The organism is Natrarchaeobius versutus, assembly GCF_041205745.1.
Classification (GTDB): domain Archaea; phylum Halobacteriota; class Halobacteria; order Halobacteriales; family Natrialbaceae; genus Natrarchaeobius; species Natrarchaeobius versutus.
This window is the reverse complement of record NZ_JBGFCC010000001.1, coordinates 646,068-671,961: the sequence shown is the minus strand read 5'-3', so window position 1 is coordinate 671,961 and position 25,894 is coordinate 646,068. Positions and strand designations below refer to the sequence as shown.

The following is a 25,894-nucleotide window of genomic DNA, read 5'->3' as shown; positions in this document are numbered from 1 at the left end:
ACCACGGTCGTGGTACTGCCTGCACTCGCATGGTTCGGGTCGGTGTCAGGAGACTGCCTGCGAGGAAGCCGATGGGAACACCGGGGTCCGAGGGGGTGTTGCGACTCGAGTCGAACGCAGACGAACGGAAGAAGACGGTCGGAAGTCGAATTACGGCGGTCCGACCGAGCCGAACGGTTCGGGGAGGCCGCCGTAGAAGACGACGCCGATGATCATCGTCAGGATGAACATGCCGATCCACATCTGCGCGGTGATCCCAACGAGGTAGCCGACGCCCATCAGGCCGGTTTTGGAGTCACGCGGTTCACCGACGAACCACGCAACGATCATGACGTAGACCGGCACCAGGATGACACCGAAGATGAGGTAGGTTCCGATGTTCGGGAAGCCGGTGAGTCCTTCGGTTCCCTCGTAGCCGTGATAGAGGACGTACGAGAGCGCGGTGGTGAGCGTCGCTGGAGCGATCATGTCTCCACCTCCGGTTCGGCCGCGGTCTCACCTGCAGGCTCGTGCTCGCCGTGGCCGTGATCGCCACGCAGGTGTTCGACCGCGTGGAGTTCGACGACCGGAACGAGTTTCGAGATGACGAGGAAGAACAACACGACCATCCCGATGGTTCCGACCAGCGAGAGGAGTTCGACCACGCTCGGGAAGTAATCTCCCGGCGTCGCCTCGTAGATGCTGAACGTCGGGTACCAGAAGCCCGAGAGCACGAAGTAGGTTTTCTCGACGAGCGTCGCGAACAACACGAGCACGCCGGCGACGATCGCTCTGCCTTTGCTAAACAGCGATGGGCGAAGGACCGTCGAGAAGATGAACGCGAGGACGCCGACCACCATCATCATCGGGACGACGTACATCGGGTGTGAGAACTTCGAGGAAGTCGCGGTCGCGTGGTCGACCGTCGGCGAGAAGCTCCCCGCGGTCAGTTGCTGGAGCTGGAGCCAGAGAAACAGCAGGCAGAAAAAGCCGAGCCACAACAGGAGCCCGCGGAAGATGTCGTCGGTGATGATGTGATCCCAGTCGTAGGCGCGCCGGAAGGCGTACGAGACAAGAATCACGCCGCTGATCGCCGACGTCAGTGCGATCGTCAGGAACTGTGGCCCCTGGATCGCCCCGAACCAGCTCGGGTAGTTCGGCAGGACGGCGAACAGCCACGGAATCACGCCACCGTGAAGCAACAGCGGCGCCATGATGATGATCGCCAGCGCGACCCACCAGACCATCCGCTCGATGACTTCGTCTTCTTTCTCGGTGTAACCGAGGGTCAACACGTCGTAGACTTTCCCGTAGAGATCGGGAAGCTGGACGCCACCGATCTGGGGTGCAAACGACGGAAGCTGACCGCGCAGACGCGAGATGTCGTAGCGAAGCGTCAGCCCGAGATAGGTCGCCGTCAGCACGAAGTAGGCCGTGATAACCGTCACGTCCCACACCAGCGGCGAGTTGTTCACCGTGATGTGGTAATGACCGAGGACGCTCGTGACCATCCGGTCGGGACGACCCATGTGGACGAGAATGTAGAAGCCGGCGGCGGAGAGGCCAGCCAGCGTCAGCATCTCCGCGAGTCGGGCAACCGGCATGTACCGATCCATCCCCAACAGGCGGACGGCCGCCGAGAGGATGATCCCGCCGTGGGCGATCCCGACCCACCAGATGAACGCGCCGATGTACAGCCCCCAGGTGACGCCGCCACCGCTCCCCCAGTCGGAGAGGCCGGTGACGACCAGCCCATCTCTGAGTTGAATCATCCATGCGACCAGGAACGCACCGAGGGCAAGCGCACAGACGCCAAAGAGGACGAAGTACTTCTTGCTGAACCCTTCGGTCGGTCGGAGGATGTCCTCTTCGGTCGGCGTCTTGGTGCTCATAGCGACACCCCGGCGTCACCGATCGTGTCCTCGTCCAGCACTTCCTTGCGGTTGTCGGTCAGCCCCATGTCCTCGTAGGCGACCGGGCCCTCGACTTGCTGGGCGTTCGGTCCGGGTTCGTTACCCAGGTAGACGATGTTCGGGTTCGTCCCGATATCTTCGAGCAGTCGGAAGTTCGACTCCGGCGCGCCGGCGTACTGCTCGAGGGCGCTCTGTGCGTCGCTCTCGCTTGCACCTTCGAACTCGTCGTCGCCGATCGGCATCGACGCGAGGCCGAGCGGGACCAAGACGTCCTCGCTCTCGAGGTCGAGGCCGTGAGCCTCGAGCGCGTCGAGGATGTCGAGGACGTACTGTTCGTTTTCGGCGTACTCGCCGTCTCCTTCGCCCATCTCCTCGGTGACGATGTCGATCGCGATCAGGACGCGGAGGAAATCCGCGTCGAGGTCGTCGACCGCCTCGAGAACCGACTCGAGGTCGTCGTCAGCGTCGACCTCCTCGAGTTCTTCCTCGATGGTCGAAGCCGAGGGTGCCCGCCGATTCATTTCGACGAGTGCGCGACTGCGACTCGGGTTGTCGACGTACACCTGCGGATCGCTGTCGTCGTCGTTCATGTCGCCGAACTGGATCGCACCGGGCGGACATGCTTCTTCACAGGCGGTCGTCCCGACGTACTCCTCGCCTTTGAACCCGTCCTGTCGAGTCGGGCACATCGTACACTTGCTCATGACGCCACGAGGTGCACGCGAGTCCGTCCACCGGTCGCGCTCGTCGTACATGTGCTCGTTCTCGGCACCCATGCCCTCGGCGTGTTCGCGAACCTGGTCGATCGTGGTGTCGGGTTCGTCCCACTGGAAGTAGTTGACGCCGTAGGGACAGGCGACCTGACAGTACCGACAGCCGATACAGACGTCGTAGTCGGTCAGGACCAGCCCGTCGTTCTCGCGGGTGTGACGGGCGGTCGTCGGGCAGACCTTCTCACAGGGTGCGTCCGTACAGTGCTGGCAGGGGCGGACGAGCCGGTTCCGACTCGTCTCGGCTCCGCCGCGTGGCTCCTCGTAATCGAGGATGTACATCCAGTTGACGCCCTGATCGAGGTCGTTTTCCTGCGAGCAGGCGTTGACACAGGAGAGACAGCCGTCACAGCGCTCGAGGTCGATCGCCATTCCCCACTGAACGTCGCCCTCACGGGTCGACGTGGTGACCTCGTCGTCGGCGATGGTCGGTTCGGCCTGACCGTCGTCGACGGTTCCCCACGCGCCGAGTCCGACGGCGGCCGCACCGGCGCCCATCTTCTTCATCGCGTCGCGGCGGCTGTCCTCGTCGTCGCCCTCGAACTTCGAGAGCATCCGGGACATCGTCCCTTTGCTCTCCTCTCGGGCGGCTTCGAAGGCTTCTTCGGTCGGGCGGTTGTCCTCGCCGAACTCCTCCATCACGTCGTCGTGATACATCTCGTGGAATTCGGCTTCCGACAGCTCGCCTTTGGTGACGCGCATCGCGTCCTTGGCCATTTGCATACCGAGGTCGGTATCGTACTCGGTATCGTCGAGCATCGTCTCGAGCTCCCCTTCCCACTCGTTGCCGAGTGGATGGAACGATTCGTCGTCCGTACTCATCTACGCAGCACACCTCCTGGCATCGGTCTCTCTCACGGAGAGGATACTCAGCGACAGATACTTGAATACGTTCATTTGTGATCCACTATCCCGCACTCACGACTAGACGTGGATGAAGTATGGAGCCGATTTCCACGCCGTGAGAATCAAATCGAACACGTTCGCAAGTATAAGTAGTCTGGATGGCCGGCGACCGTCAGTTCGTCGCGAGCTGTTCTTCGAGCGGTTCGTCCTCGTCGAGGCCCGGGAGATCTTCGACGAACCGTTTGACGATTGCCTCCTCCGCCCGGTGGAGCGTCTCACTACAGGTCGATTTCGCGATCCCGAGATGCTCTGCGAGTTCCGTGAGCGAACACAGACGCGGCGTATCGTAGTAGCCCTCCTCGACCGCCGCGGCGACGACCTCGAGTTGGCGTTCCGAGAGGATCTGGCTCTCGTGTAACCGCTCGCTGACGTTCTCGATGCGGTAGGTGAGTCCGAATCGCTCGAGTTGTTCAGCGAGTTCCGCCAGGCGCTCGCGAGAGCCGGTGACGTCGATCGTCGCCTCGCCGTCCTGGATCTCGACCGGAAGTTCGATCGGCATCCCCGATTCGCGTGAGGAAAACAGTAGGAGCGGCGCCGTCGTCTCGAAGTGGATCGTCGCCTCGTTGTCGCTCCACTGGACGAGCGTCAGCTCCGTGATCTGTGGATGGTCGTTGACGTCGTCGACGATGTCCGGGACGTTCTGTCCGGCGATCCGCACCAGCGCGAAGCCTGATTCGGAGCCGGGGACCGCGGCCAGCACGCGAAACGTGGCGTCCGGATACGCCACGGACACCTGCTGGATCCAGACCTGTTCGGGCATCGTCACCGTGAGTGTCGCCTGGGCCATTGACGTAAACACCTTCTAACCGTAACTACAAACCCGCGGTCACGAATATATTCGCCGTAATTCCTACCGAGTGGGAATCTGCCTCGAGCGAACCGGTTCGGCCGAAGACCCAACCGACGACGGTCCGAAGGGCTCGGTGATGACGTCTTCACCCGCCGACCGAACGCTCGACGTCAGGGAGATCGACGGTCCGCCGTTCGACGACATCGTCGCCACACTCGACGAGCTGCCCGATGAGGAGCGACTCGAGTTGATCGCGCCGTTCGAGCCGGCCCCGCTCTACGGCGTCCTCGACGGCCGAGGGTTCGACCACGAGAGCGAGAAACGAGACGACGGGACGTGGCACGTGCTCATCGAATACGAGTGATCGTCGGGAGCGCCCGGCGATCAGGTCGAGACCGCTCGGCGAACATCTTCGTCCGAACACCGATCCGTTCTCCGTCCCGAGAAGGTGTCGTATGACGCGACTCGACGTCCGCGACATCCCACCGGTGAACCGCCATCCGACCATCCACGAGACGTTCGACGAACTCGAGCCGGGCGAGACGCTGACGATCGTCAACGACCACGAACCGAAACCGCTGTTCTACGAGTTCCAGGCCGAAGTCGAGAGCTTCGATGCCGACGGCTACGAGGTCGAACGCGTCGCACCACAGGAGTTCGTCGCCCGGTTTCCAAAGCGGGAGTCGTAATCGTCTCCCCCCGGACGAGAATACGGTCACGTCGAATTCGACTCCTCACCGCGTCGAACCTGGCCCCTCATCATGCCGAACCCGACCGGTTACCACGCCGAACCCGACCGGTCACCACATCGGTCGGCGTTCGCCGGACCGACGCTCCGAGGCGAACATGTCCGGGAGGAACGATAGGTATCCGCCGATCGATTCGTCGACTATGCAGTCCCCGACGACGGCACTCGACAGAACCGACGCACCCACGGATCGCCCACGCGAGACGATCGACGTTCGTGCACTCGGCCCGCCGGAACCGCTGAAGCGAACCCTCGAGCGACTCGCCGACCTTCCCGACGAGGCGGTACTGATCCAGCGGAACGATCGCGTTCCACAGTTTCTGTTCCCGAAACTCGAGGATCGTGGATACGTCTACGAGAGCGTCGAACTGGACGACGAGGTCGTGACCGTCATCTGGCGTCCCGAGGTGTGAGCCACGGAAAATTTTGCCATACGCCCGCGATACGGGCGACTGTATCGCTGTCGTCGCTGATTTCCGTCAGCTCTCGAGTCGGTCGCGTATCAGCGCGGTCGTCCGTTCCGGTCGTTCGTGGGGGACCCAGTGGCTCGTGTCGGGGAGAAACTCGAGCCGGGTGTCCGTACAGCAGTCGTAGCTGTCGATCGCCAACTCGGGGACGAGCGCGTCGTCGTCCCGTCCCCAGAGCACGAGAGTCGGGACGTCCACGTGGCTTTCCGAAAGCGACGACGGAAAGCGGGCGCTCGCCCGGTACCAGGCGAGCATTCCCGACAGCACACCGTCGCGACGCCACGCGCGGCGGTAGCGCTCGAGGTCGGCATCGGTGAACGTACCGGGCGGCGCAGGCTCTCGAAGCGCCCGCTCGAGGGGGCGAAAATCGCCGTACCGACAGGCCCGTTCCGGAAGCCACGGAAGCTGGAAGAACATCGCGTACCAGCTTCGGCGGAGCTGTTCCGGGTTGGACGTCAGCTGTCGTCGAAACGCGACGGGATGGGGTGCGTTGATCGCGGTGAACGTCTCGACCGCTTGCGGGTGGCGGATCGCGAGCTCCCAGCCGACGATCCCACCCCAGTCGTGACCGACGACGTGTGCGGCGTCGCGTCCGTCCGCTCGAATCAGTTCCAGAACGTCTCGAGCGAGTGTTTCTCGCCGGTATGCGCGAACCGACTCCGGCTTCTCACTCAGGTTGTAGCCGCGTCCGTCGGGCACGAGGACCCGGTAGCCCGCCTCGACCAGCGGTTCGATCTGTCGGTGCCAGGCGTACCAGAACTCGGGGAAGCCGTGGAGCAACACGACGAGTGGACCGGTTTCCTCCCCGGCGGTGACCGCGTGGAGTCGAACCCCGTTTACCGTGTGGAACGTCGACTCGAGATCGGTCGCCTCGATTCCCGCTCCAACGGTGTTGCCACCCGGTGGACTCGACGTCATCCGTTCGCCATCGAGTTCTTCGCGTGACCCCATCAACGTCCGGCTTTCCGTCGACGACCACGACCGGTCGTCTCGGGGATCGTATCCGACAGCGACGAACATGTTCGTACGGTATCTGTGTGTTCGAGAATCACCGAATAGATCGTGTGTATATGCACTATCTGTCTATACGAGGAGAAAAATGATGACTCAAATCACTACAAACCGACGAACCTTCATTCAGGCGGCCGGCGCGACCGGTGCGATCGCGATCGCCGGCTGTCTCGGTCAGGAGCCCAGTGCAACCGAACCAGCGGACGAGCCGGCCGAAGCGGACGAGGGGCTAGCGCCGGCAGCCGAGGTCGACGTCGACGCCGTGGCGGCGGATCCAACGGCCATCCCACCCCCGGTCGACTGGGACGAACCCAGAACTCACGAAATCACCCTCGAGTCGATCGAGGTGACGGCCGAGATCGAGCCGGGTGTGACGATCGACTTCATGACCTACGAGGGCCAAATCCCCGGACCGATGATCCGGGTTCGCGAAGGTGACACGATCGACCTCACCTTCGAGGTGCCCGACGATCACAACCGAGACGCCCACAACGTGGACTTCCACGCGGTGTACGGACCCGGTGGCGGTGCCGAGGCGACGACGCTCGCACCCGGCGACGGACCGGCTCGACTCCGGTTCGAGACGCGCTACCCCGGCGTCCACATCTACCACTGTGCGGTCCCGAACATGGACCAGCACATCAGCCTGGGGATGTTCGGTGCGATCCTCGTCGAGCCCAAAGACGGACTCCCGGAAGTCGACCGGGAGTTCTACTTCGGCCAGCACGAGGTCTACACCAACGGCGAAGCCGGCGAGGCGGGTCACCACATCTACGACTTCGAGGCGACTGCCGACGAGGACCCGACGTACGTCCTCATGAACGGCGAGGCCTACGGGCTCACCCCGGACGGCCAGCACGGTCCCGTCCACGCCGAAGTCGGCGAGACAGTCAGGGTGTACTTCGCCAACGGCGGTCCGAACCTCACCAGCGCGCTCCACCCGATCGGAAACGTCTGGTCGACGTTCTACCGCGACGGCGACCTGGTCTCCGATCCCGGCCGGTACGTCGAGACGGCGCCGGTCGCGCCCGGCACCGTCGTCGCGGGGGAGATGGAACTCCCCGTTCCCGGCCCGATCAAGATCGTCGACCACGCGCTCTCGCGGGTCGCCCGCAAGGGCATGATGGCCGTGATCGACGTCGAGGGAGAGGCGAACCCCGACGTCTACGACGACGACCTGTAGCGGGGCGCGACGGTCGTCGGTGCTCTTTCTCCCACCCGTTCGCGTCGGGACGGAAAATATTTGCCGCGGTCGACACGACGACCGGTATGTCCCCGACGCGACGACGATTCCTCCAGTTGACCGTTCCCGCTGCAGTGGGACTCTCCGGGTGTGCACGATCAGAACCGTCGTCGCACCCGAACGGCGACGATTCGGCCGGTGGCCAGTCCCGGGGCACCGTGTCCGATCCGGACGTCCACAAACCCCGTAACCGAGAGGGCGGACCGGTACTGCTCGAGTCTGATGGCGATGCCGACGGCGTCGACCAATCCGGAACCGGGATTCGGCGACAGCTCGTAACGAGTCGAGATCAGGCCGCTGGTTTCGCCTTCGCCGACGGCGTCACGCAAGCGGACGTCGAATCGACGCGCGCGTTTTTCGACGAGACGGCGTTCGACGAGGAAACGATCTACGTTACCCACGCCGGCATCGAATCCTGCACCCAGTACCGTATCCACGCGATCTCCTGGGGCCCCAACCAGGTCGACTACGAGTACTGTCGCGAACTGCGCCCGCCCGAGGACGACTGCATCGCCGATGCCCGCGAACAGGTCGCGCTGTGTATTCGAATCCCCGAAGCGCTCGAGATGACAGTCAGAGGCGCGGGCTCGAGCGGCCGGTCCCCGTGTCGAGAGACGGATACGGAATACGAGACGATCGATCCCGACGGATCGGAGGCCGACGAATGAGCCGACGACTCACCCGGCGTCGCGCGCTGGCGACGGCCGGCACTCTGGTTGGAACGCTCGCGCTCGCGGGATGTACGACCGAGAGTCGGTACTGGGAGTCGCCGCCGTCGTTCGACGACGACGGCCTCGCGTCGGTGACCGATCGAGCGATTCCCGACCGGCCGGCGGTGATCCCCGTCGACGTCGCGGACGACCGCCGCCGGGCGTTCGCCGACCGGGTCGACGAGCTTCTCGAGCCGATTCCGGACCCGCTTACGGTCGATACGGTGCCGAACGGGGAGATCCGCGAGGGGATCACGGGCGAGCGCGAAGCCGCCCGCAGTTGCATCGTGGAGATGGAAGACGCCACGACGACGCTGGATACGGCGAGCGCGGCCGCCGACGCCTGCGAACACGCCGGCAGGGCGGCGGGCGTCTGGGCGGCCGTGAGCACGGCTCACGCGCTCGAGGACGTGACGCTGTCCGAGCGTGCGCTTTCGAACGAGATGTCGCAGTATGCCGACGACCTCCCCGGCGAGGCGCCGGAGCCGCTCGAGGGAGCCGTCGTCTACGGGCCGATCGAGTCGTGGCTCGACACCGCCCGCCGGAGCACGCTCGTCGGTCGATCGTCGATCGGGAACCGGGCGAACCCGATCCGAGAGGGGGCCGCGGTCGGGGACGTCGAACGGATTCGCGCGGAGATCGACGCCGGCGAGCACCTCCGGGATCGGTACGTCGAGGGCCTCGACCGACCGCGATCGATCGAAGAGGATCTCGAAGTCGCCCTCGAGGAACTCGCGCCGGACGTTCGAGATCGGTTCCTCGAGTTCCACGGCGAGGAGGACCTCGAACGCCCCTGGATGGCCCCCTCGGCCGACGACGTCCTCGAAAGCGACCGCCCGCGGGACCACCCCGGCGTCAGGCTCTTTTCGAGTGCGATGTACGGCCTCTTCGACGAGATCAGGTTCGAACCCGTCGCCTGGCCGGAGATGTCGGTCGACCACCCGGCACACAGGCTCCGGACGACCCACTGGGCACTCGCCGGACTCGAGGCGCTCGAGCGAATCGGAGATCGCGTCGACGACGGCGACGAGCTGTTCCCTGGAGATGCCGACGAGCTCCGAGGGAATCGCAACGCGGCGATCGATGCCGTCGACGACCTTCTCGGATCGGGGGCACCGCTCGAGGGCTGGTCCGCCTGGCGACTCGTCGGTCGGTTTGCCGATCCCGACGAACTGGTCGCGCCGGGCGTCGACGCCGATCCTCGAGAGATCGCTGAAGCCAACGGTGACTACGTCTGGATCGCGACGATGGCTCGCACCGCGGTCGAAGCGTCCTCGGTCGTCGAATCGGCGCTCCCGTAGCGCCGCGCTCGGAGCCTACGTCCAGACGCGGAGGCAGTCGTTCGAACAGAAGTGGAGGTCGATCGGCTCCCCGGGCTTCCCGTCGACGTACGTCCGGAGCGTGTACGCGATCCCCACGTCGGACTCGCAGTTGTCACACGTTCTGTCGACGCTCGGTTCGTCATGGCCCGTCTCGACGGTCGTATCGCCGTGCATATCGATCGAAGGCACTGACTACCCCCTTGAGTATGCTCCGATTAGAACGGTTTCGCGTCGGGAAATTCCGCACTAACTGAATCAACGTCCAATTGAGATTTGGACTGTATCACGTCGAAACGTCTCCGATTGACGGGTTCTGGCACTTGCGGCATTTGGCTGTCGCTATGCGGTCATGTTCTGCATTTCCCTGTGGCACTTGCGACTCCCTCGAGGGGACCGCCGAGAGCGCCACGTCCCAGGAGTTGGTCGCGACGACGTATTGCGACGATCAACTCGAGTTCGAGACGGCCACGCAACTGGTCGGTGCTATAGTAACCGCTGAAACGATTCACACACTGATCGCCGATACGTCTGGCGATCAGGTGTGCAATGACTTTCAGTGGTTACTATAGTGCAGCGGTTGGTCACATTTGTGATGGTTTCTCACTGGTGATCACTCTGAATTCAGGAACTGATTACAGCGTCAATTATTTTGCACCCGGATTCCATAGGCCGAATAAGACGAATGTCTGAGTCGCCACCGGCGGATAATGACCTCAGCGACCTCGGGCCGCCGGAGTATCTTCTGTATCGGGTGGCTGCGGAACGTCACGAGCAGGACGGCCGTGAGACGGGGCGGACCCGTATCCACAAACTTTGCTGTTTAGCTGATCGGCTGTTAGCGCAGGAATATGTCCGGAAAGTCGGTCTGCCGAAGTACTGGTACAAGTACGGCCGTACTATCTCCGAAGCACATCTGAATTCAGCGGTCACGTACAGACCCAACGCAAATCACTTCGGTGGACAGGCGTACTATCCGGCTGACCAAATCAGCGAATCCCACTTCGACCACCTGTCGGAAGACCTCAAAGATGACATCTACAACGCGGTTCAGTCCGTAGTCACTGAACACGGTGACAAAACAGCTGAAGAACTGGAAGAGTACCAGTACCAGAACTTTGCGCCCGACGATTTCGTTATCGCATATGCTGATTTGCGGTGGTACTTAAACACGGTTTCGCAAGATAAGGGCCAGCATAGGCTGAGCCAATTCGTTGCCCCCGATGAGAAGACCCACATCGAAGAACTTCTGGATGAGATGCTGGCGAACTTCGACGAGGAGCTTTATTCGGAAATCCACAATATCTACCTTGATTGGGACGACACGATGCGCCTTTTGGTCGATATCGGGCGGAGCCCGAGAGAACTCCATGACTTCACAGAGACCTTCATTGAGGGGACCGCACGAATCATTCTTCGCTTTGAGGAGCACTCGAATATTGATTCGGAGACGCTCGAAAACTGGCGTGAAGAGAAGGAAAAAGTACGCAGAGATCTCCAGAGCCGGGTAACACAGAAGCGGAAGGAGGCCCTCTCAGAAAGACAGCCCACCTCGACTTTAGACAGCGTCTCTGATTCGTACAATACGGCCATCTCTGAGGAACTAGACGAACTATAAAATGGCAGACAACGCCTTTCTCGACAAAGGAGTTATCCTCGGTTTTTGCTTCTTTACTGATCCTCACCACAGAGAATGTAGGAGGTACTTGTTTAGTGGTGAAACAGAGTATTTCGCGACAGAACAGGTTGAAAATATCTTCCGAAATGCGAAGGACTCAATTATCGAGGAGCACCGGAGCGGGGTTCTCCGGAACATCCAACAGGTGAAAGTCAATTACGAGGGGGAGCTAAGTGAGAGTGATATCGAGGAGATTCAGTCGGAAATTGACCGGGATGAAAATTCGGCATGGAGGTATTTAGAGGATTTCTACGACGATACAGCCGGAAGAGGTGTCTACGAGGTCACTGATGAATTGCGGAAGGTGATTCGTGAGATCGAACAGCGAGCAGAGGCGCGACAGGAGACACTCTACGCAACGTTTCAAGGCTGGCTGAGGATTAGTTCGCACGAATCGGTGCAGGACGAATTGAGTCAACTCCGGGCCCAAGACGAGGAAGATTTCTGGATTGTAATCGATGCTCACGATGTCGCCGCAAACGTGCCGGGAGAAACAGAGCTAGCGACAACGAATCCAGCAGAGTTTGCTGATGACCAGATCAAAGAGGAAATTTTGGGAGCAACAGCCATCGATAGTATCCAATTAGTGTTTGTCTCGAAAGACTATTCGCCATCAGCACTCAGGAACAATTCCAGTGACGGCAGCGTCCCGGGGGACGTATCTGGAGACGATGCCTGATCATTTCAAGCACCAAGTCCGTAACGCGTTCCCCGGTGAATTTCGGTGGGACGAACTTCGCGTTGATCCACGCCATATTACAGCCCGCGCATTGTCCCGACGCCGCGGCTCATCTGCGAGTACGCCCGGAACGGGCACTTGAACGTTGGTGCGGCTCGAGCGCTGTTGTCGACGATCGGACCTCAACGTCGCTGGATGATAGTCCGTACGTGGTGCAGCTTCGGGAGCGCCTCGAGTGACGTCTTCCGTGGGCGACGCAATGTAATGTTCTGAGTTTCTATACCGGGTTCGTCGGTACTGGTGTATGTGGGTAGTTAGCTATCAGGTGCTGTACTCGAGTCCAGCCAGGGGCTTCATGATGGTCCCGGTTTGCGGTTCGTTCTCGGCTTCCCGATTACGTCTCGATGGGCTCCTTGTTCGCGGGAAGATCGTGCTCGCGTTCGGCGACCATGAATACGAACGAGCGGCGGAGGGTGCAGAGTTCGGCCACGGTGTGGCCGCGCAGGAGTTGTTTGAGTGGGCCCGCTCAAGGCATCGTATCTGTGGGTGGTGGCTGGAAAACGTGGGTGTCGAAATGGGCGAATGAAGGTCAGTAGGTGTGGCTAAGGCCAAAGTATCAAACTAACCGACCCGCCTCCGTGCTGTTGCTAAGGTGACAATGTGAAAAATTACAGCGCCCTGACCCACCTTCACGCGAAAATCTGCAGTTGAACCTCACAAAGCGAGATGAGGGAGTAAACATAGCGGGAGGTAAACAAGAGATGGTTTTCTAATACGTGCCTTTTATTTATTTCTAGCCACAATCAAATGTAGTATGACAAGTGGGGTCCCTTCAGGGTTCGACATTCATGATGTTTTTACGAGGTTAATTCCTGGCGGACTGTTGGCAGGCTATTTTATCGTATTTTCTATTGGCCATGAATTATTTGTAGATAGTGTTTCGAATGAAATAGTAATATTCTTGTTTATAATGTTAGCATATATAACAGGAGAATCAATTGATCATATTCGCCGAACACGTGTTCCAACACCCTATCTTTTTCAAAGACTTCTATATGCAGAAACCAAAAATTCAGATATGCTTGGTAGAATAGACCGAATTCGATTAACATTGGGTGACCTTCCAGTAATTGGACGATTCGTGAAAGGCCCATCTAAACCAGACACTATTATGGATTCGTTAGACCACAATTTAGCTGAGGAAATAAAGGAGGATCTTCCAAAGTTCGATTCATTAACTGACAGAGAAATTTTCCTAATCTTCACACGGATGATTCGTGACTCTATGGGATCAAACACATTGAGGTATAGATCAATGTACATATTTGTTGTCAATATGCAAATATCAATATATTTATCAACACTTCTTGCAATAATTGGATTATTATTCAATTCTACTGCTGATTCATTGGGACCCACTCTTGCTATTTTATTTGGTCCATTAGTAATGTTCTATGTCATATTTATGTTCAAAAAGATAGATCACGAATATATGGATAACCTCTGCCTTGACTATTTAGAGCACAAAAATAGTCTTGAAAACAGAGGTAGTTCGCATGAGGAAAGAGATATATTACAATAGTGTGACGGAAGTGATATTCTCACCAACATCTCTTCTAGACCTCTCCCCCAGGGGTTGCACATTGAGGGATTTGATTCTGCGGATATGAACACAGATTTGGGCCGGTTGTGTCCATAATCATGACTCCTGGTTTGATATCGTCAACGCCTACTGAGAATCCTCGGTTGGCTCGAGTTCGCTGGCATCAAGTTCTCCCACGAGATACTGCTCGCCGATGTCGGTGATTTCGTAGTACCCTTCTTCAGGACATTCAACGAGCCCATAGTTACGGAGTTCTCGAAGGCGATCGCTTACCGTGACGCGATGTTTATCGATGTTCTTCGCAATCGTAGTTGGTCCGAGCATCAACCCGGTATCAAGAACCTCTAGAATCCGCTCATCAGTCGGATTCTGCATCCAACTGCCGGGTTTTCTCATTACTTCGAAGTCGCAGATCAGATCCTTACATCCTTCGGAGTATCAGAGATGGGCTACCATATAGAAGTACTTGTATTACGATATCGTAGTTAGACTTATTGCAGTGGAGTATAGATTAGTTGGCTAACGGGAGATTCCGCAGAGCCAACTATTCGTTGGTTACTGTGTGAAAATGCGAGCCGGTGCTGCGACACCGGCTCGCGGCGGCTCCCGTAGCTCCGGTACGGAAGCCATGTCCGACAACACACCACGGGACCATGAAGGTCCCGAACGATTAGATGCATCGCTCGAGAATACCACTCAACGTACGGGCATCGACACGACCTGGGCCAATCTCTCCGACTTCCAGCGCAATCCCCTCGCCGCGATTGCCCGCCTCAAGGACACCGCCGATCCGTCCGACGGCCTCGCGATCAAGGCGTGCCTCGAGACTGACCGCAAGGAAACCGCTGACACATCGGCGGTCATCGATTCCAGCGGCGTGACGACTAGCGTCCGAAGGCCAATTCCTGATGCACTCGAGCCCTCCCCGAGTGGTCGCGATGCGTAACCCCGACCGCACCCCGATCGGCGTCGACCTCGGTGAGTACAACCTCTACACCGCCTGTCCAGCCGAGATGCCGGACTCGAGGGGTGCCTACACGATCAGTGGCGACGAGCTGTGTACGCGACTGGACGAACTCCGCGAAGGGGTCGCCGCCCTGCTCGCCAGTGACTACGATCGCGACACGGTCGTCGCGTACGTGAGCCAGCGTCGTGACGAACTACTCGAGGACCTCGAGGACGCGGCCCGAGCGCTCTGCGAGTACGCGAGCGCCTACGACCGGCCCGTACTCGTTACCGAGGATAGCCACTACGCGCCGGACCTATGGGCGTGGCTCACCGATCCCAATGGCCACCGCGGGACGGCGTGGCTCCTTCCGATGGCCCATCTGCGCCTTCGGGCAGTCGCCGCCGAGTACGCCATCGAGGTCACGACGGTGCCCGAAGCCTACTCCTCACAGGAGTGTCACGGCTGTGGCGTCATCGGTGACCGACCGCTGGACAAGACGCTCCGCTGTCCCAACCCGGACTGTCGCGTCGACGTGGTCCACGCGGATTACAACGCGGCGAAGGTCCTCGCACAGCGGTACTCCCCCGGCCAGCGGTGTGCATACCGCTCCCCACCCCCGATCACGACGGACGAGCGTCCAGCACTCGTCGCCGACGGCGGGCCACGGTCGCCACAGGAAGATGCCTGACCGCCGCCGACCTCGAGGGCCCAGAACGATGCGTAATCGCCGTCGACCCCGAGGCGATGGTCGAGTTGGTGATCGGGACGTCTCGAGTCGCCGATCTGCGACCAGTTACGCATTCGATCGTCTTCCCCTGTCAATTCCCTGACCCGATTTTCTGACGGCTGAGCGCCGGCTGTATCGTCTTCCTAATCGCCCCGAAGACACCGACACCATGAGCACAACCACCGAGCAATCCGGACCGACCGCATCGACTATCCCCGCACTGGCTGACGAACTCGAGTCGCTTCGCGAGCGGATCGCCACGCTCGAGTCCAGCCTCGAACGGAAAGAAGCGCGTCTCGACCATTTCGAGGCCGAACTCGAGCGAGAGCGTGCGACGAACGAGCGTCTCGAGGCGCGGGTCGAAGAACTCGAAGCGACACGCACCCCGATCGAGGCACGGTTAGACGCCCACGAAAAGAAGCTGAACGCGAACAAAGACCGCATCGGCGAGCTTCAGGGCCGCGAACTCGAGAAGGGCGCACACCTCCTCGAGGAGAACGTCGACGAACGCGAGATCGACGTCGCCGATGGCCGCCTCGAGCGGATCAGCAAAGACGACGACAGGCAGTATTTTCGCCTCCCCGAGAGCGACGATCCACTCGAGCGTGGCGGTGACGTGACGCTCGCTCACGGCGATTGCTTGCCGATCCAGCAACTGGCCCGAATGGATGAGGATCTGCTCCGAACGACGACCTCGTCGTTGCCATCACGGTTGGCAGCGAAGCTCTGGCAGGCACGTGTGGATCCGAACGTCGGCGACAACCCGTGGGAGAACGGAAGCGCGGGTGTTCGCGAGTACGTGACCGCGAGCGAGATGAAACACTGGATCCGCCGGCAGGAAAGTGGCGTCAGCGACGAGTACGCGAAGAAGCTCGTCTCGCGGACGATCGACGCCCTGCTCGCTCTCTCGAAGAGTCGGCTAGCGGTGCGGAAGAAATCCCAGCGCAAGAACGGCCTCGAGTACACCGAACGACGCGTTCTGCTGATGGAGGACGCCGAAATACCTGGTGGAACGCTCACTTCCGAAGACACCTGACGTCGTCGGAGACGAGTGTCCCCGGGTCGCTCACGCCCCCTGAGAAGGGCTGTACTCTCCACGATACGCTGAAAACCCGCGCGATTGCGGCGGTTTGCCTGGGACGACTACCCGTCTGTCCGTCACTCGATCGGTCATCGTCGGTCCACACCGAGTGACCGTGTTGGAGTTGTGTCTGAAGACGTCAGCTGTCACCGGATCTCGGCTCGAGTTACATTTTCGGCGAGCGGTATCGATCCAACTTCGAGCGATACTCAACGACGTCGGTGCAATCAGACGGAGCGGGTGTCGCCGATCGATCACACCGGCGCGCCGCCTTCGGCCTCGAGCAGTTCGTGATATCGGTTGCGGATCGTCACTTCGGAGATGCTGGCAACCTCGCTGACTTCGTTTTGGGTGACCTTCTCGTTGGTCAACAACGCGGCGGCGTACACTGCGGCGGCGGCGAGGCCGACCGGCGACTTGCCGCTGTGGATCCCCTCTTCTTTCGCGGTTTTGAGCAGCCGGCGGGCGCGACGCTCGGTCTCGTCCGAGAGATCGAGATCGCTCGCAAACCGCGGGACGTAACTCTCGGGGTCGGCCGGCTGGACCTCGAGGCCGAGTTCCCGGATCACGTAGCGATACGTTCTGGCGATCTCGTCTTTCTCGACGCGGGAGACGGCCGAAATCTCGTCGAGGCTTCGCGGGGTGCCCGCCTGGCGGGCCGCCGCGTACAGCGCCGACGTTGCCACGCCCTCGATCGACCGCCCCGGCAGGAGGTCCTCCTCGAGTGCGCGCCGATAGATGACGCTTGCAGTTTCCCGGACGTTCTCGGGGAGGCCCAGCGCGCTGGCCATGCGATCGATCTCGCCCAGCGCCTGTTTGAGGTTGCGCTCCTTGCTGTCCCGCGTTCGGAAGCGCTCGTTCCACGTGCGAAGCCGTTGCATCTTCTGGCGCTGGCGACTCGAGAGCGAGCGGCCGTAGGCGTCTTTGTCCTGCCAGCCGATATTCGTCGAGAGGCCCTGATCGTGCATCATGTTCGTCGTCGGCGCGCCGACGCGAGACTTTTCGTCCTTTTCGGCGGCGTCGAACGCACGCCACTCCGGCCCGCGGTCGATTTCGCCCTCGTCAACGACGAGTCCACAGTCAGTACAGACTGTTTCGGCGTGCTCGGCGTCCGAGACGACACGACCACCACACTCTGGGCACTGTTCTCGTTCGCTTGCTTGCTCCTGGGACTCCCGTTCCTGCTCCTGGTCGGTGTGACGCCGCTGGTCGCTACGGGTTCGGATTGTGGAGTCAGTCATTGTGTTGAAACCGTCAAACCATCGGTGAAAACGCTATGCAGTGCTCACTATTAACGGCCGAAACATACTTAAAGCCTGTGGTATCTACACATCTGATAGACACGAAATCGGGTGCGCTCTCGAATCGCTACACCTGCCGTAGCAGTTCGATTACGTCCGCGAAGCCGACCTCGTCGTTCTCGACGAAATCGAACGCGTCAGGGTTTTGCTGGACGCCCTCGTCCTCGAGGTTTTCGAAGAAGGCCGTCACATCGTCGTGACTGGTCTGACCATCACCAGTAAAATCGTTGTGCAGGCCGTCGCTCGTGGTGTCTCCGGTACTGTACTCGCCGACCTGAATACTGTCGTCCGTCTCGACTGGGTCGGGTTCGGGCGTCTCGTCGATGGTGCCGACGACTTCCGCAAGCAGCATGAACAGCGGCGCAGTGTAGTTGATCGCCCACTCGTTGGTCGCGTAGGAGTCGTGAATGTCGGCATAGGCCAGCAGCGGCCCCTGGTCGAAGTCGCTCGGCGAGTCCACATCGAGATGCTCGAGCGTGCCGTCGTCTTCGACACCGTCGCTGAGGTGTGGACCGCCGACGAGCATGCCTGGAATCGGCTCGTCCATCTCCTGGCTCTGAACGATGCGGTCGTGTGGGTTCTGCGTCGAGCGCTCGCCGTGGCCGGTGACGAACGAGTAGCCCGTTGGACTGCGCCCGAGGGCGTTATGGAGTGGCTCCGTTATCACGTCGGCTTCCGGCTCGTTTGCGATCCACTCGTTGCCGATTTCCTCGTGCATTTCGACCGCCCAGAGTCCCTGTAGCGCCCGCGAGAGCCCGGATTTGGTCCAGCCCCAGTAGAGGTCGTAGACGCCGGTCGACCACGCATCGAAGGCGTCTGCGGCTGGATCGTCGAGATAGCGCTGTGTTGCCCAGTACGCGCCGTTGAGTCCCGCTGCAGCCGTCTCTGTATCTTCGTGGGTCGTGCCGGCGAGGTCGCCATCCGCCCAGAAGTACGCGTAGTGGCCGAGTCCAACCGGATTGTTCCAGTCGATTGGCGCTTCCTCGTCCGAGGGCAGGTCGTCGACCTCCCCCTCGAAGCTGTCGAAGCCGAGGTCAGTGTCCTGAATCCACTGGTCGTAGCTGTCGTCGCCGGTCGTCCGCAGCAGTTCCGCCGCCGCCCAGAACCGATCCGGTTCGTCGAAGCTGTCACGTCCGTACCGACCCGAGCCCTCGTCTTGATTTGCCGATTCCTCCCAGACGAGTTCCGGGTTGGCCTCGAGCCAGGCCCAGGCGTCCTCGGCGTGTGCGAGCATCGATTGGGCGAAGTCGGGGTCGTGATCCTCGTAGACGCGGGCGGCCATCGCAAAGACCGCACAGGCGTGGGCCGTGCCGGCCGAGGAGGTACCGAAGACGTATCGATCCATATCGTCGTCTTCGGGTGCGACGTCCATGTCCGGGAAGCTCTCGTTACCCGCGAGTTTGTAGAACAGCGACCCGTTTGGTCGTTGCATCTGCGTCAAAAAGCGCAGGCCCTGCTTGCACTCGACGAGTACGTCCGGCATCTCACCGAGTTCCGGATCGTCGACGAGGTGATCGATGTGGAACTGGCCGGCGTGGAACGACTCGGGGTTGCGCTCGTAGGCGAGCATGAGTTGGGCAACGGTGACCCCCGTCGGGTTGACGTACTTGCCGTAGTCGCCCGCGTCGTACCAGCCGTTGGTAATGCTGATCGTCTCGCCAGCTTCGTAGTCCTCGAGCCAGTCGCCGATTGGTTCGGCGATGATGGCCTCTTCGTCCTGCTCGTGGCCGGGCCCCATCTCGAGGCCGGTGTAGGGGTCTTCGATACGGGTACTCGAGCGTTTGAGCGTATAGAGTCGGCCAACGTCCCGAAGCAGTGGAGCGTACAGGTCGCTCGCGTCGGCGATTTCGAACGAATAGGACTCCTCGTCGCCGACGACGACCTGATACTCGCCGGGCTCGTCGAACTCGGTGAAGTTTGCGTATTTGACGCTGTGATCGGTTCCGAACTCGTCGGTCACTGCCTCCGAATCGTCCCAGGGGTTGTCCGCATCCGGCCCCTCACCGAGACTTTCGTCCATGAGATCCCCCTCGTAGACCGTCTCGCCGCTGTCGGCATCGACGAGTGAAAACGTCGAGACACCGTCGACGTCCATCGCCTGGGACGTGATAATCGCTCGTTTGACGCCCTCGAGTGGATAGCCGATTTGATTGACGCGCACGCCACGATACTCGTCGTCGTGGGCCGCCATCCCAGTTCCGGTCATCTCCCCGCCGAGGACCGCAGCGGACGCGAGTCCACCCATCGCCTGGAGTACCCGCCGTCGATCCATCGCCATACGTTGTTGCTGACTCATACGTGAAATTATGTCGCGTTATACGATCATAAAAGTTCCTCCTAGTGTTGGTTAATTTTTAATTTAACGATTTGCAATTTAGTGGATTGAGAGCGGGGTGTGAGCATAGAAGTTCGCTACTCGAGCGAGAGACAACCCGTCGGATCAAACTGATCGCAACAGCGCAAGCGCGTCTCTGAATCCAACGTTACCGGTTTCAGCAAAGTCGAACAGCTGCGGGTTCTCCTGAATCGCATCGGCGTCGACGTGCTCGAAGAAGGCGGCAACGTCGTCGTGGGTCGTCTGTCCATCACCGGTAATATCGTTGGCTAACCCGTCGCCCGTCGTATCCTGCGGTTCGTAGCCGCCAACCGAGATATCTTCACCATCATCGGAGACCGTGACGACGATCTCAGTCGTTCCGTCTGCGTCAACAACCGAGACCGTCTCCGTCACCGTCGTCTCGTCCACTGTCACCGAGACCTCGTGGGTCCCCAAAAATGCCTGCGTCTCGTAGCGCCCACTCGAATCGGTTGCACCCGATTCGTCGGTCCACCACTGGTCGAAGACGAGGTCCGTGTAGGCGTCGTAGCCGGGTTTGGGCTCCCAGTCCTCGTAGAACAGGGGCGCATCGGCCTCGTGGCCGTCGAAGTTCTCGCCCCAGTGATCGCCGTCCCAGAGTCCCCAGAGGACGAACTCCTCGACTGCGGGGTGACTGTAGACCGTTGTGAGAAATTGAGAGAGGAACTCGCCTTTCGCCTCGTCGCTCTCCCATTCGACGCCCTGCAACTCCTGAAACGTGTCGAACTCGGTGATCCGCAAGCCGACATCGTACTCCGCGAACTCGTCGAGAATCGCATACGCCGCCTCCGGATCGAGCGTCTCCGCCGCGTCGAAGTGACACTGAAAGCCGATGCCGTCGAGGTCGATACCTTCCTCGAGCAGGAACTGAATCTGCTCGTGATACGCTTCTTGCGTGTCCGCGTAGTCGCCCTCGAGCGTGTTGTAGTCGTTGACGGCGATACCGACACCCTCGCGGTCAGCGACGGTTTGTGCGCGGTCGTACCACTCTGCGAGAATCGGCGCGGTGGCCGCCACCGTCGGCTCGAGTACCTCGTCCGGGCCCTCCTCGACCGCTTCGATCATCGCCGTCTCGTGGAGCACCTCGTTGACGACCTCCCACTCTGCGATATCGTCGCCGTAGTGCTCGATGAGGTCCTCGATGTGCTCGAGCGAGCGCTCGCGGACGTAGTCGGGGTCGTAGTCAGGGTCGGTTGCGCCGCCGTCGGGCCAGTCGATCCCCATGGCGTCGACGACGTCCGGCGGGATCGACCACGCGTCGACGTTTCCCCAGAGGCAGGCGTGTCCACGCACGTCGAGGTCGTGCTCGAGCGCCCACGCCGTCGCGTCGTCGGCTATCTCCTGATTCTCCTCGAAAAACCGCCACTTGTGATGGTCGCCGAGGACGACAGTGTTGAACAGCTCTCGCGTGTGCTCGCGATAGGGATCGGTCTCGTCCGCCTCGAGCAACGTCGGGGCATCGAGTGCGACACCAAATCTGAACGCGTGCTCATCCATCTCGACAGCGACGACGGCGTCGGCAACTGGCTCACCGGAGTTGTCTTCAACCACGACCTCGAGGTCGCCCGTTCGGTGCGTCTCGATGCGGTCGTCCGCCGCCGATTCCCAGTCGTCCTCGCTCGCTCGAGCGGTAGCTGTCCCGCTTGCACCACCAAGCAACGGGGTTGCCACGCCGAGTGCGCCGAGTAACTGCATGTACGACCGTCGCTCGAGTGGCACACGCTGTTCTCGCGTCTGGCGCACATTCTCGTGCCCACCCTCGTGTACACGTTCATGCTGGTCCTCATGCTGGTCCTGATCTGGGGGGATACAGTCAGTACGATCTCGACACTGCTCAGTTAGTGTGGGGGTATCGTCTGCCATCGATTGAAATATCTCGCTGTATTATAAATATACTGTATATTAGTATATTAAATTAATTACTATGACTGTCGGTGTGTGCGTGGCGACGGTGTTCACGTCGGACGACCACGTACCCGTATCGAAACCCTTACTCTCCGAAGGCGACTGCTCTCGGTCATGAGTGAGAGCCCGGAGACCGTCGACCCCGAGGAGGTCCGCCACGTCGCGCAGTTGGCTCGAGTCGGCCTCGCGGACGACGAGGTCGACCAGTTCACGCGCCAGTTCGCGGACATTCTCGAGTATTTCGAGACCCTAGACGAGGTGCCCGAAGTCGACCGTGAGGCGGAGTTGGCGAACGTGATGCGACCCGACGAGGAACGCGACTCCCTCGACAGCGAGGAGGCGCTTCGTAACGCGGCCGAGACCGAAGACGGCTACTTCAAAGGGCCGAACGTCTCCTGATCATGACCGAAAACGTATTCATCACCGAGGAGACGATCGAGGGCGACGACGACGGTCCGCTGGCGGGTCGAACCGTCGCGGTCAAGGACAACATCTCTACCGAGGGCGTTCGCACGACCTGTGGCTCCGAGATGCTCTCCGAGTACGTGCCGCCGTACGACGCGACGGTCGTCAGCCGGCTGAAGAAAGCCGGGGCGACCATCGTCGGCAAGGCCAACATGGACGAGTTCGGGATGGGGACGACGAACGAAACGTCGCACTTCGGCCCCGTCGACAACCCGGCCGCACCTGGCCGCGTTCCCGGCGGCTCGTCGGGCGGTTCGGCCGCCGCCGTCGCCGCGGGCGAGGCGGACCTCGCGCTCGGATCGGACACCGGCGGCTCGATCCGCTGTCCGGCCGCGTTCTGTGGCGTCGTGGGCATCAAGCCCACCTACGGCCTCGTTTCGCGCTACGGGCTCGTCGCCTACGGCAACAGCTTAGAGCAGATCGGCCCCTTCGCCGACTCCGTCGTGGACGCCGCCGCCCTCCTCGACGTCATCGCGGGCGAGGACGAACGGGATGCGACGACGCGCGAATCGCCACGCGACCCGGACGCTCGAGCGGACGGAGACTCGAGCTACGCAGACGCGGCCACCGGCGACGTCGACGGCCTCTCTCTCGGCGTCCCGACGGAACTGCTCGAGGGCGCCGACGAGGGCGTCGTCGAGACGTTCTGGGATGCGATCGACGACCTCGAATCCCAGGGAGCGACGCACCACGAGGTCTCGTTGCCATCCGTCGAACACGCGGTCGAAGCGTACTACGTCATCGCGATGTCGGAAGCCTCCTCGAACCTCGCCCGTTTCGACGGCGTCCGCTACGGCAACTCCGGCGGCTACGACGGCAACTGGAACGAGGCGTTCTCGAAAGCCCGCGAGGAAGGCTTTGGCGACGAGGTCAAACGCCGGATCCTGCTCGGCACGTACGCGCTCTCGGCGGGCTACCACGACAAGTACTACAAAAAGGCCCAGGACGCTCGCGCGTGGGTCAAACGGGACTTCGACGAGGCACTCGAGGAGGCGGACGTCCTCGCGTCGCCGACGATGCCCGTTCCGCCGTTCGAACTCGGCGAGAGCCTCGACGATCCGCTCCAGATGTACCTCGCGGACGCCAACACGGTGCCGGTCAACCTCGCCGACTTGCCCGCGATTTCGGTTCCGGCCGGCGAGACCGACGGTCTCCCTGTCGGCCTCCAGCTCGTCGGCCCGGCTTTCGGCGAGCGACGGTTGATCCGGACGGCGAGCGCGCTCGCCTGAGACGGGTTACTGCCAGTCAGTTCCGGCGCACCCGCGACCCGGGTGGCGGTTGCAACGGTGGACTCGCTGCACTCCTCCACCGAGACTCGTCTCACACGGTTCGACTCACCGCCGGGACATCGGGACAGGAATCCGTACGAGACGGACGACGGTGTTCTCGAGGAGACGATTCGTTCGTCTTCTCGGCTGTCGACGGACGCGAGCGTGTTGTTCGAGGTGTTTCACCGAGACAGTTCGATCCAGAGATAGATTTTTGTACCGTTGCGCTCTCTACGGAGACACTGCCTCATCGTCGGGTGTTACCATGAAGATCGCACGAGATCAGGAAGTCGGGTTCGACGAGTTCTCGAGGTCGTGTGACCTCGTCGAGGAGTATTTTGGACGAACGATCGACGAGGTCGCACTCCACGCGCCGGTTTCCCGGCGCCAGCTCGTGGCGGTCCTCGCACGCGCACAGCTTTCCGGACGGCAGCTGGCAACCGACGGCCTGACCGAGGAGGGCAACGTCGTCTACCAGTCCGGCCACGAGACCTTGATGTGGTTCGACAGGGGCTTCTGGACGGATCTGCGCGGACGCCACCATCTGGAGCCGGACGAGGGACGTGCCGCACGTGAGGTCCACAGACGAATTATCGAAGCGATCGACGGCGACGTCTCCTACTACAATCGCGAACGTGACCCGTTCGTACTGATCGAACGGTTCGGCCAGTACGAGTGAGACGGTCTGGCGTCCGTTAGTTCCGACACAAAATCGAGACCGCGACTGGCTTACTCCTCGTAGGCGAGGTTCATGATCCACTGCGAGAACGCGTCGCTGTTCGGATCGACCTCCTCCTCGCCGATAAAGGGTGAGAGCATGTCACCGGCCATCAACAGCGTAAACTCGAGGTCGCGAGCGGTCGGCGTGATGTGGTAGGTGTTGTGTCCGGCGTAGACCGTCTCCTCTCGGTCGACGAGTTCTTTCTCGACGAGCGATTCGACGATACGGCTCCCCTTTCGCGAGGAGACGTCGAGTTCCTTCCAGAAGTCGCTCTGGTGGATGCCACCGGTCTCGCGAACGAGTTCGAGGCCGGCGCGTTCGTCCTCGGTGAGTTCGGCTTCGAGCGCGGAAACGCTCACGGTGACCACCTCGTCGTGCTCGCCGCTAGCGGGAGTGCGTCCATGCGTATATAACGTACAGGAGGCCGCTTAAATGTGCCCTTCGATATCGGACGTCGAACGTGAGCCCACGTCGACCGTCTCGTAGGCCGTCCGACAGGGCGGACCCGGCGCGAATCGGTAGCTCGTTCGCTCGCCAATTGTGATCAGCGACGACGACCGCGTGCCGAACCCGTCTCCGTGAATACAGACGCCGTACTCGTGATCGGAGAGGACGGCGGCCCCACGCTCGAGCCACTCCGCGGCGGTTTCGGCGATCGAATTGGCGTCGACTCGCGGCGAGAGCGCCCGTCGGACCGCCCGTGCGTTCTCGGCCTGTTCTCTGGCGACGTCGGGCCGAGTATCCGGAATCTCGACGGCGTCGTCGACAGCGACGTTGACCACGACGTGGACGCCCGGATCGAACCGAGTTACCGAGAGCTCACCGTCCCAGCGGTAACACGTGGCGTCGTCTGCATCTGCGATCACGAGATAGAAGCCGTCGTACTCGTCGGTCGCCGTCGCTTCCTCGAGGATCGTCCCCGCCTGGGCCGCCGACTCGGCCCCGAGGACGTCGGCGACGAGGTGGCCGCGGGACCGCTCACCCGCGAGGTCGGCGTCGTTCCACGCGTTCGTGATGCCGGCAAAGACGCCAAACTCGTTGTAGCCGATCCAGGTGCCGCCGGCCTTCCGGTCACGCGGCGCGACCGTCAGCGGCTCCTGCCGGTAGACGTCGGGTGGGTCGGCGTCGCGCTCGAGCGATTCGTCCCGGTTCGCGGCGACGACCACCGGAGCGTCCTCGAACACCCGCCAGGCGAGCGTGAGCGTGCACACGCCGAAACGGAGGGACTCGAGTGCCTTAACTTCGTCCGCGCGTCGATTCGCTCGTCGGAGCGACGGCGACGTCGATATCGTACCAGCCGAAACA

28 protein-coding genes and 1 pseudogene are annotated in these 25,894 nt (G+C 61.2%); 17 read left to right on the top strand and 12 right to left on the bottom strand.

Going from position 1 to position 25,894, the window contains the following annotated elements; genetic code table 11:
* Positions 1–150: 150 nt before the first annotated feature.
* The 4 genes from AB7C87_RS03400 to AB7C87_RS03385 form a co-directional block, all read right to left on the bottom strand.
* Positions 151–468 carry a hypothetical protein gene (locus AB7C87_RS03400; protein WP_369727984.1) on the bottom strand — a complete coding sequence of 106 codons (318 nt, stop codon included), beginning with the start codon at positions 466–468 and terminating at the stop codon, positions 151–153.
* A complete protein-coding gene (gene nrfD, locus AB7C87_RS03395) occupies positions 465–1,871 on the bottom strand; it encodes an NrfD/PsrC family molybdoenzyme membrane anchor subunit (RefSeq protein WP_369727983.1) in 1,407 nt (468 codons plus the stop codon). Before nrfD ends, AB7C87_RS03400 begins: the two co-directional genes overlap by 4 nt.
* A complete protein-coding gene (locus tag AB7C87_RS03390) occupies positions 1,868–3,484 on the bottom strand; it encodes a 4Fe-4S ferredoxin N-terminal domain-containing protein (protein WP_369727982.1) in 1,617 nt (538 codons plus the stop codon). The genes nrfD and AB7C87_RS03390 overlap by 4 nt, the downstream gene beginning before the upstream one ends.
* A 196-nt stretch (positions 3,485–3,680) precedes the next feature.
* A complete protein-coding gene (locus AB7C87_RS03385; protein WP_369727981.1) occupies positions 3,681–4,355 on the bottom strand; it encodes a helix-turn-helix domain-containing protein in 675 nt (224 codons plus the stop codon).
* A gap of 139 nt (positions 4,356–4,494) precedes the next feature.
* Here AB7C87_RS03385 and AB7C87_RS03380 point away from each other — a divergent pair, with 139 nt between their 5' ends.
* From AB7C87_RS03380 to AB7C87_RS03370, 3 genes are all read left to right on the top strand, one after another.
* Complete coding sequence (locus AB7C87_RS03380) at positions 4,495–4,722, top strand: DUF2249 domain-containing protein (protein ID WP_369727980.1); 228 nt, start codon at positions 4,495–4,497, stop codon at positions 4,720–4,722.
* A 91-nt stretch (positions 4,723–4,813) separates the two neighbouring features.
* On the top strand, positions 4,814–5,047 hold the full coding sequence (locus AB7C87_RS03375) for a DUF2249 domain-containing protein (protein WP_369727979.1): 234 nt from the start codon (positions 4,814–4,816) through the stop codon (positions 5,045–5,047).
* A 202-nt stretch (positions 5,048–5,249) separates the two neighbouring features.
* The gene (locus tag AB7C87_RS03370; RefSeq protein ID WP_369727978.1) at positions 5,250–5,519 is read left to right on the top strand and encodes a DUF2249 domain-containing protein; all 270 of its coding nucleotides are present in this window, start codon (positions 5,250–5,252) and stop codon (positions 5,517–5,519) included.
* Positions 5,520–5,585: 66 nt separating this feature from the next.
* Here AB7C87_RS03370 and AB7C87_RS03365 read toward each other — a convergent pair whose 3' ends face one another.
* Complete coding sequence (locus AB7C87_RS03365; protein WP_369728379.1) at positions 5,586–6,491, bottom strand: alpha/beta fold hydrolase; 906 nt, start codon at positions 6,489–6,491, stop codon at positions 5,586–5,588.
* A 184-nt stretch (positions 6,492–6,675) separates the two neighbouring features.
* On the opposite strand from AB7C87_RS03365, the gene nirK reads away from it, so the two are divergent.
* From nirK to AB7C87_RS03350, 3 genes are all read left to right on the top strand, one after another.
* Positions 6,676–7,767 (top strand): copper-containing nitrite reductase, encoded by a 1,092-nt coding sequence (gene nirK / locus AB7C87_RS03360; protein ID WP_369727977.1) that lies wholly within the window; start codon positions 6,676–6,678, stop codon positions 7,765–7,767.
* An 86-nt stretch (positions 7,768–7,853) separates the two neighbouring features.
* Positions 7,854–8,495, top strand: a complete 642-nt coding sequence (locus AB7C87_RS03355; protein WP_369727976.1) for a hypothetical protein — start codon at positions 7,854–7,856, stop codon at positions 8,493–8,495.
* Complete coding sequence (locus AB7C87_RS03350) at positions 8,492–9,838, top strand: hypothetical protein (RefSeq protein WP_369727975.1); 1,347 nt, start codon at positions 8,492–8,494, stop codon at positions 9,836–9,838. The genes AB7C87_RS03355 and AB7C87_RS03350 overlap by 4 nt, the downstream gene beginning before the upstream one ends.
* Before the next feature lie 15 nt (positions 9,839–9,853).
* Here AB7C87_RS03350 and AB7C87_RS03345 read toward each other — a convergent pair whose 3' ends face one another.
* Positions 9,854–10,033 carry a DUF7576 family protein gene (locus AB7C87_RS03345; RefSeq protein WP_369728389.1) on the bottom strand — a complete coding sequence of 60 codons (180 nt, stop codon included), beginning with the start codon at positions 10,031–10,033 and terminating at the stop codon, positions 9,854–9,856.
* 508 nt (positions 10,034–10,541) lie between these two features.
* Between AB7C87_RS03345 and AB7C87_RS03340 the strand changes: the two genes are divergently transcribed.
* From AB7C87_RS03340 to AB7C87_RS03320, 5 genes and pseudogenes are all read left to right on the top strand, one after another.
* Positions 10,542–11,474: a hypothetical protein gene (locus AB7C87_RS03340; protein ID WP_369727974.1), complete on the top strand. Its 933-nt coding sequence runs from the start codon at positions 10,542–10,544 to the stop codon at positions 11,472–11,474.
* Position 11,475: 1 nt separating this feature from the next.
* Entirely contained in the window at positions 11,476–12,213 is a 738-nt protein-coding gene (locus AB7C87_RS03335; protein WP_369727973.1) for a hypothetical protein, read from the top strand.
* A 41-nt stretch (positions 12,214–12,254) separates the two neighbouring features.
* Positions 12,255–12,452 (top strand): annotated as a pseudogene (locus tag AB7C87_RS03330) (hypothetical protein); the annotation flags it as partial.
* Positions 12,453–12,517: 65 nt separating this feature from the next.
* Positions 12,518–12,799 (top strand): hypothetical protein, encoded by a 282-nt coding sequence (locus AB7C87_RS03325; RefSeq protein ID WP_369727972.1) that lies wholly within the window; start codon positions 12,518–12,520, stop codon positions 12,797–12,799.
* A 228-nt stretch (positions 12,800–13,027) separates the two neighbouring features.
* Positions 13,028–13,795, top strand: a complete 768-nt coding sequence (locus AB7C87_RS03320) for a hypothetical protein (RefSeq protein WP_369727971.1) — start codon at positions 13,028–13,030, stop codon at positions 13,793–13,795.
* Positions 13,796–13,942: 147 nt separating this feature from the next.
* Here AB7C87_RS03320 and AB7C87_RS03315 read toward each other — a convergent pair whose 3' ends face one another.
* Entirely contained in the window at positions 13,943–14,212 is a 270-nt protein-coding gene (locus AB7C87_RS03315; RefSeq protein ID WP_369727970.1) for a winged helix-turn-helix domain-containing protein, read from the bottom strand.
* A gap of 232 nt (positions 14,213–14,444) precedes the next feature.
* Here AB7C87_RS03315 and AB7C87_RS03310 point away from each other — a divergent pair, with 232 nt between their 5' ends.
* From AB7C87_RS03310 to AB7C87_RS03300, 3 genes are all read left to right on the top strand, one after another.
* Positions 14,445–14,762 carry a hypothetical protein gene (locus AB7C87_RS03310; protein ID WP_369727969.1) on the top strand — a complete coding sequence of 106 codons (318 nt, stop codon included), beginning with the start codon at positions 14,445–14,447 and terminating at the stop codon, positions 14,760–14,762.
* Positions 14,755–15,453 carry a zinc ribbon domain-containing protein gene (locus AB7C87_RS03305; RefSeq protein ID WP_369727968.1) on the top strand — a complete coding sequence of 233 codons (699 nt, stop codon included), beginning with the start codon at positions 14,755–14,757 and terminating at the stop codon, positions 15,451–15,453. Before AB7C87_RS03310 ends, AB7C87_RS03305 begins: the two co-directional genes overlap by 8 nt.
* A gap of 208 nt (positions 15,454–15,661) precedes the next feature.
* Positions 15,662–16,528 carry a DUF8008 family protein gene (locus tag AB7C87_RS03300; protein WP_369727967.1) on the top strand — a complete coding sequence of 289 codons (867 nt, stop codon included), beginning with the start codon at positions 15,662–15,664 and terminating at the stop codon, positions 16,526–16,528.
* Positions 16,529–16,827: 299 nt separating this feature from the next.
* Here AB7C87_RS03300 and AB7C87_RS03295 read toward each other — a convergent pair whose 3' ends face one another.
* The 3 genes from AB7C87_RS03295 to AB7C87_RS03285 form a co-directional block, all read right to left on the bottom strand.
* Positions 16,828–17,814: a transcription initiation factor IIB gene (locus AB7C87_RS03295; RefSeq protein ID WP_369727966.1), complete on the bottom strand. Its 987-nt coding sequence runs from the start codon at positions 17,812–17,814 to the stop codon at positions 16,828–16,830.
* A 127-nt stretch (positions 17,815–17,941) separates the two neighbouring features.
* Positions 17,942–20,170 carry a glycoside hydrolase family 9 protein gene (locus AB7C87_RS03290; protein ID WP_369727965.1) on the bottom strand — a complete coding sequence of 743 codons (2,229 nt, stop codon included), beginning with the start codon at positions 20,168–20,170 and terminating at the stop codon, positions 17,942–17,944.
* Positions 20,171–20,314: 144 nt separating this feature from the next.
* Positions 20,315–21,949: an endo-1,4-beta-xylanase gene (locus AB7C87_RS03285; protein WP_369727964.1), complete on the bottom strand. Its 1,635-nt coding sequence runs from the start codon at positions 21,947–21,949 to the stop codon at positions 20,315–20,317.
* 300 nt (positions 21,950–22,249) lie between these two features.
* On the opposite strand from AB7C87_RS03285, the gene gatC reads away from it, so the two are divergent.
* The 3 genes from gatC to AB7C87_RS03270 all read left to right on the top strand — a co-directional run bounded on the left by gatC (position 22,250) and on the right by AB7C87_RS03270 (position 24,547).
* Positions 22,250–22,534: an Asp-tRNA(Asn)/Glu-tRNA(Gln) amidotransferase subunit GatC gene (gatC, locus tag AB7C87_RS03280; protein WP_369727963.1), complete on the top strand. Its 285-nt coding sequence runs from the start codon at positions 22,250–22,252 to the stop codon at positions 22,532–22,534.
* 2 nt (positions 22,535–22,536) lie between these two features.
* Positions 22,537–23,829 (top strand): Asp-tRNA(Asn)/Glu-tRNA(Gln) amidotransferase subunit GatA, encoded by a 1,293-nt coding sequence (gene gatA, locus AB7C87_RS03275; RefSeq protein ID WP_369727962.1) that lies wholly within the window; start codon positions 22,537–22,539, stop codon positions 23,827–23,829.
* A 304-nt stretch (positions 23,830–24,133) separates the two neighbouring features.
* Positions 24,134–24,547, top strand: a complete 414-nt coding sequence (locus AB7C87_RS03270) for a DUF8048 family protein (protein WP_369727961.1) — start codon at positions 24,134–24,136, stop codon at positions 24,545–24,547.
* A gap of 50 nt (positions 24,548–24,597) precedes the next feature.
* Here AB7C87_RS03270 and AB7C87_RS03265 read toward each other — a convergent pair whose 3' ends face one another.
* A complete protein-coding gene (locus tag AB7C87_RS03265; protein ID WP_369727960.1) occupies positions 24,598–24,948 on the bottom strand; it encodes a helix-turn-helix transcriptional regulator in 351 nt (116 codons plus the stop codon).
* Between the two features lie 69 nt (positions 24,949–25,017).
* On the bottom strand, positions 25,018–25,800 hold the full coding sequence (locus AB7C87_RS03260) for an NRDE family protein (protein WP_369727959.1): 783 nt from the start codon (positions 25,798–25,800) through the stop codon (positions 25,018–25,020).
* Between the last annotated feature and the right edge of the window lie 94 nt (positions 25,801–25,894).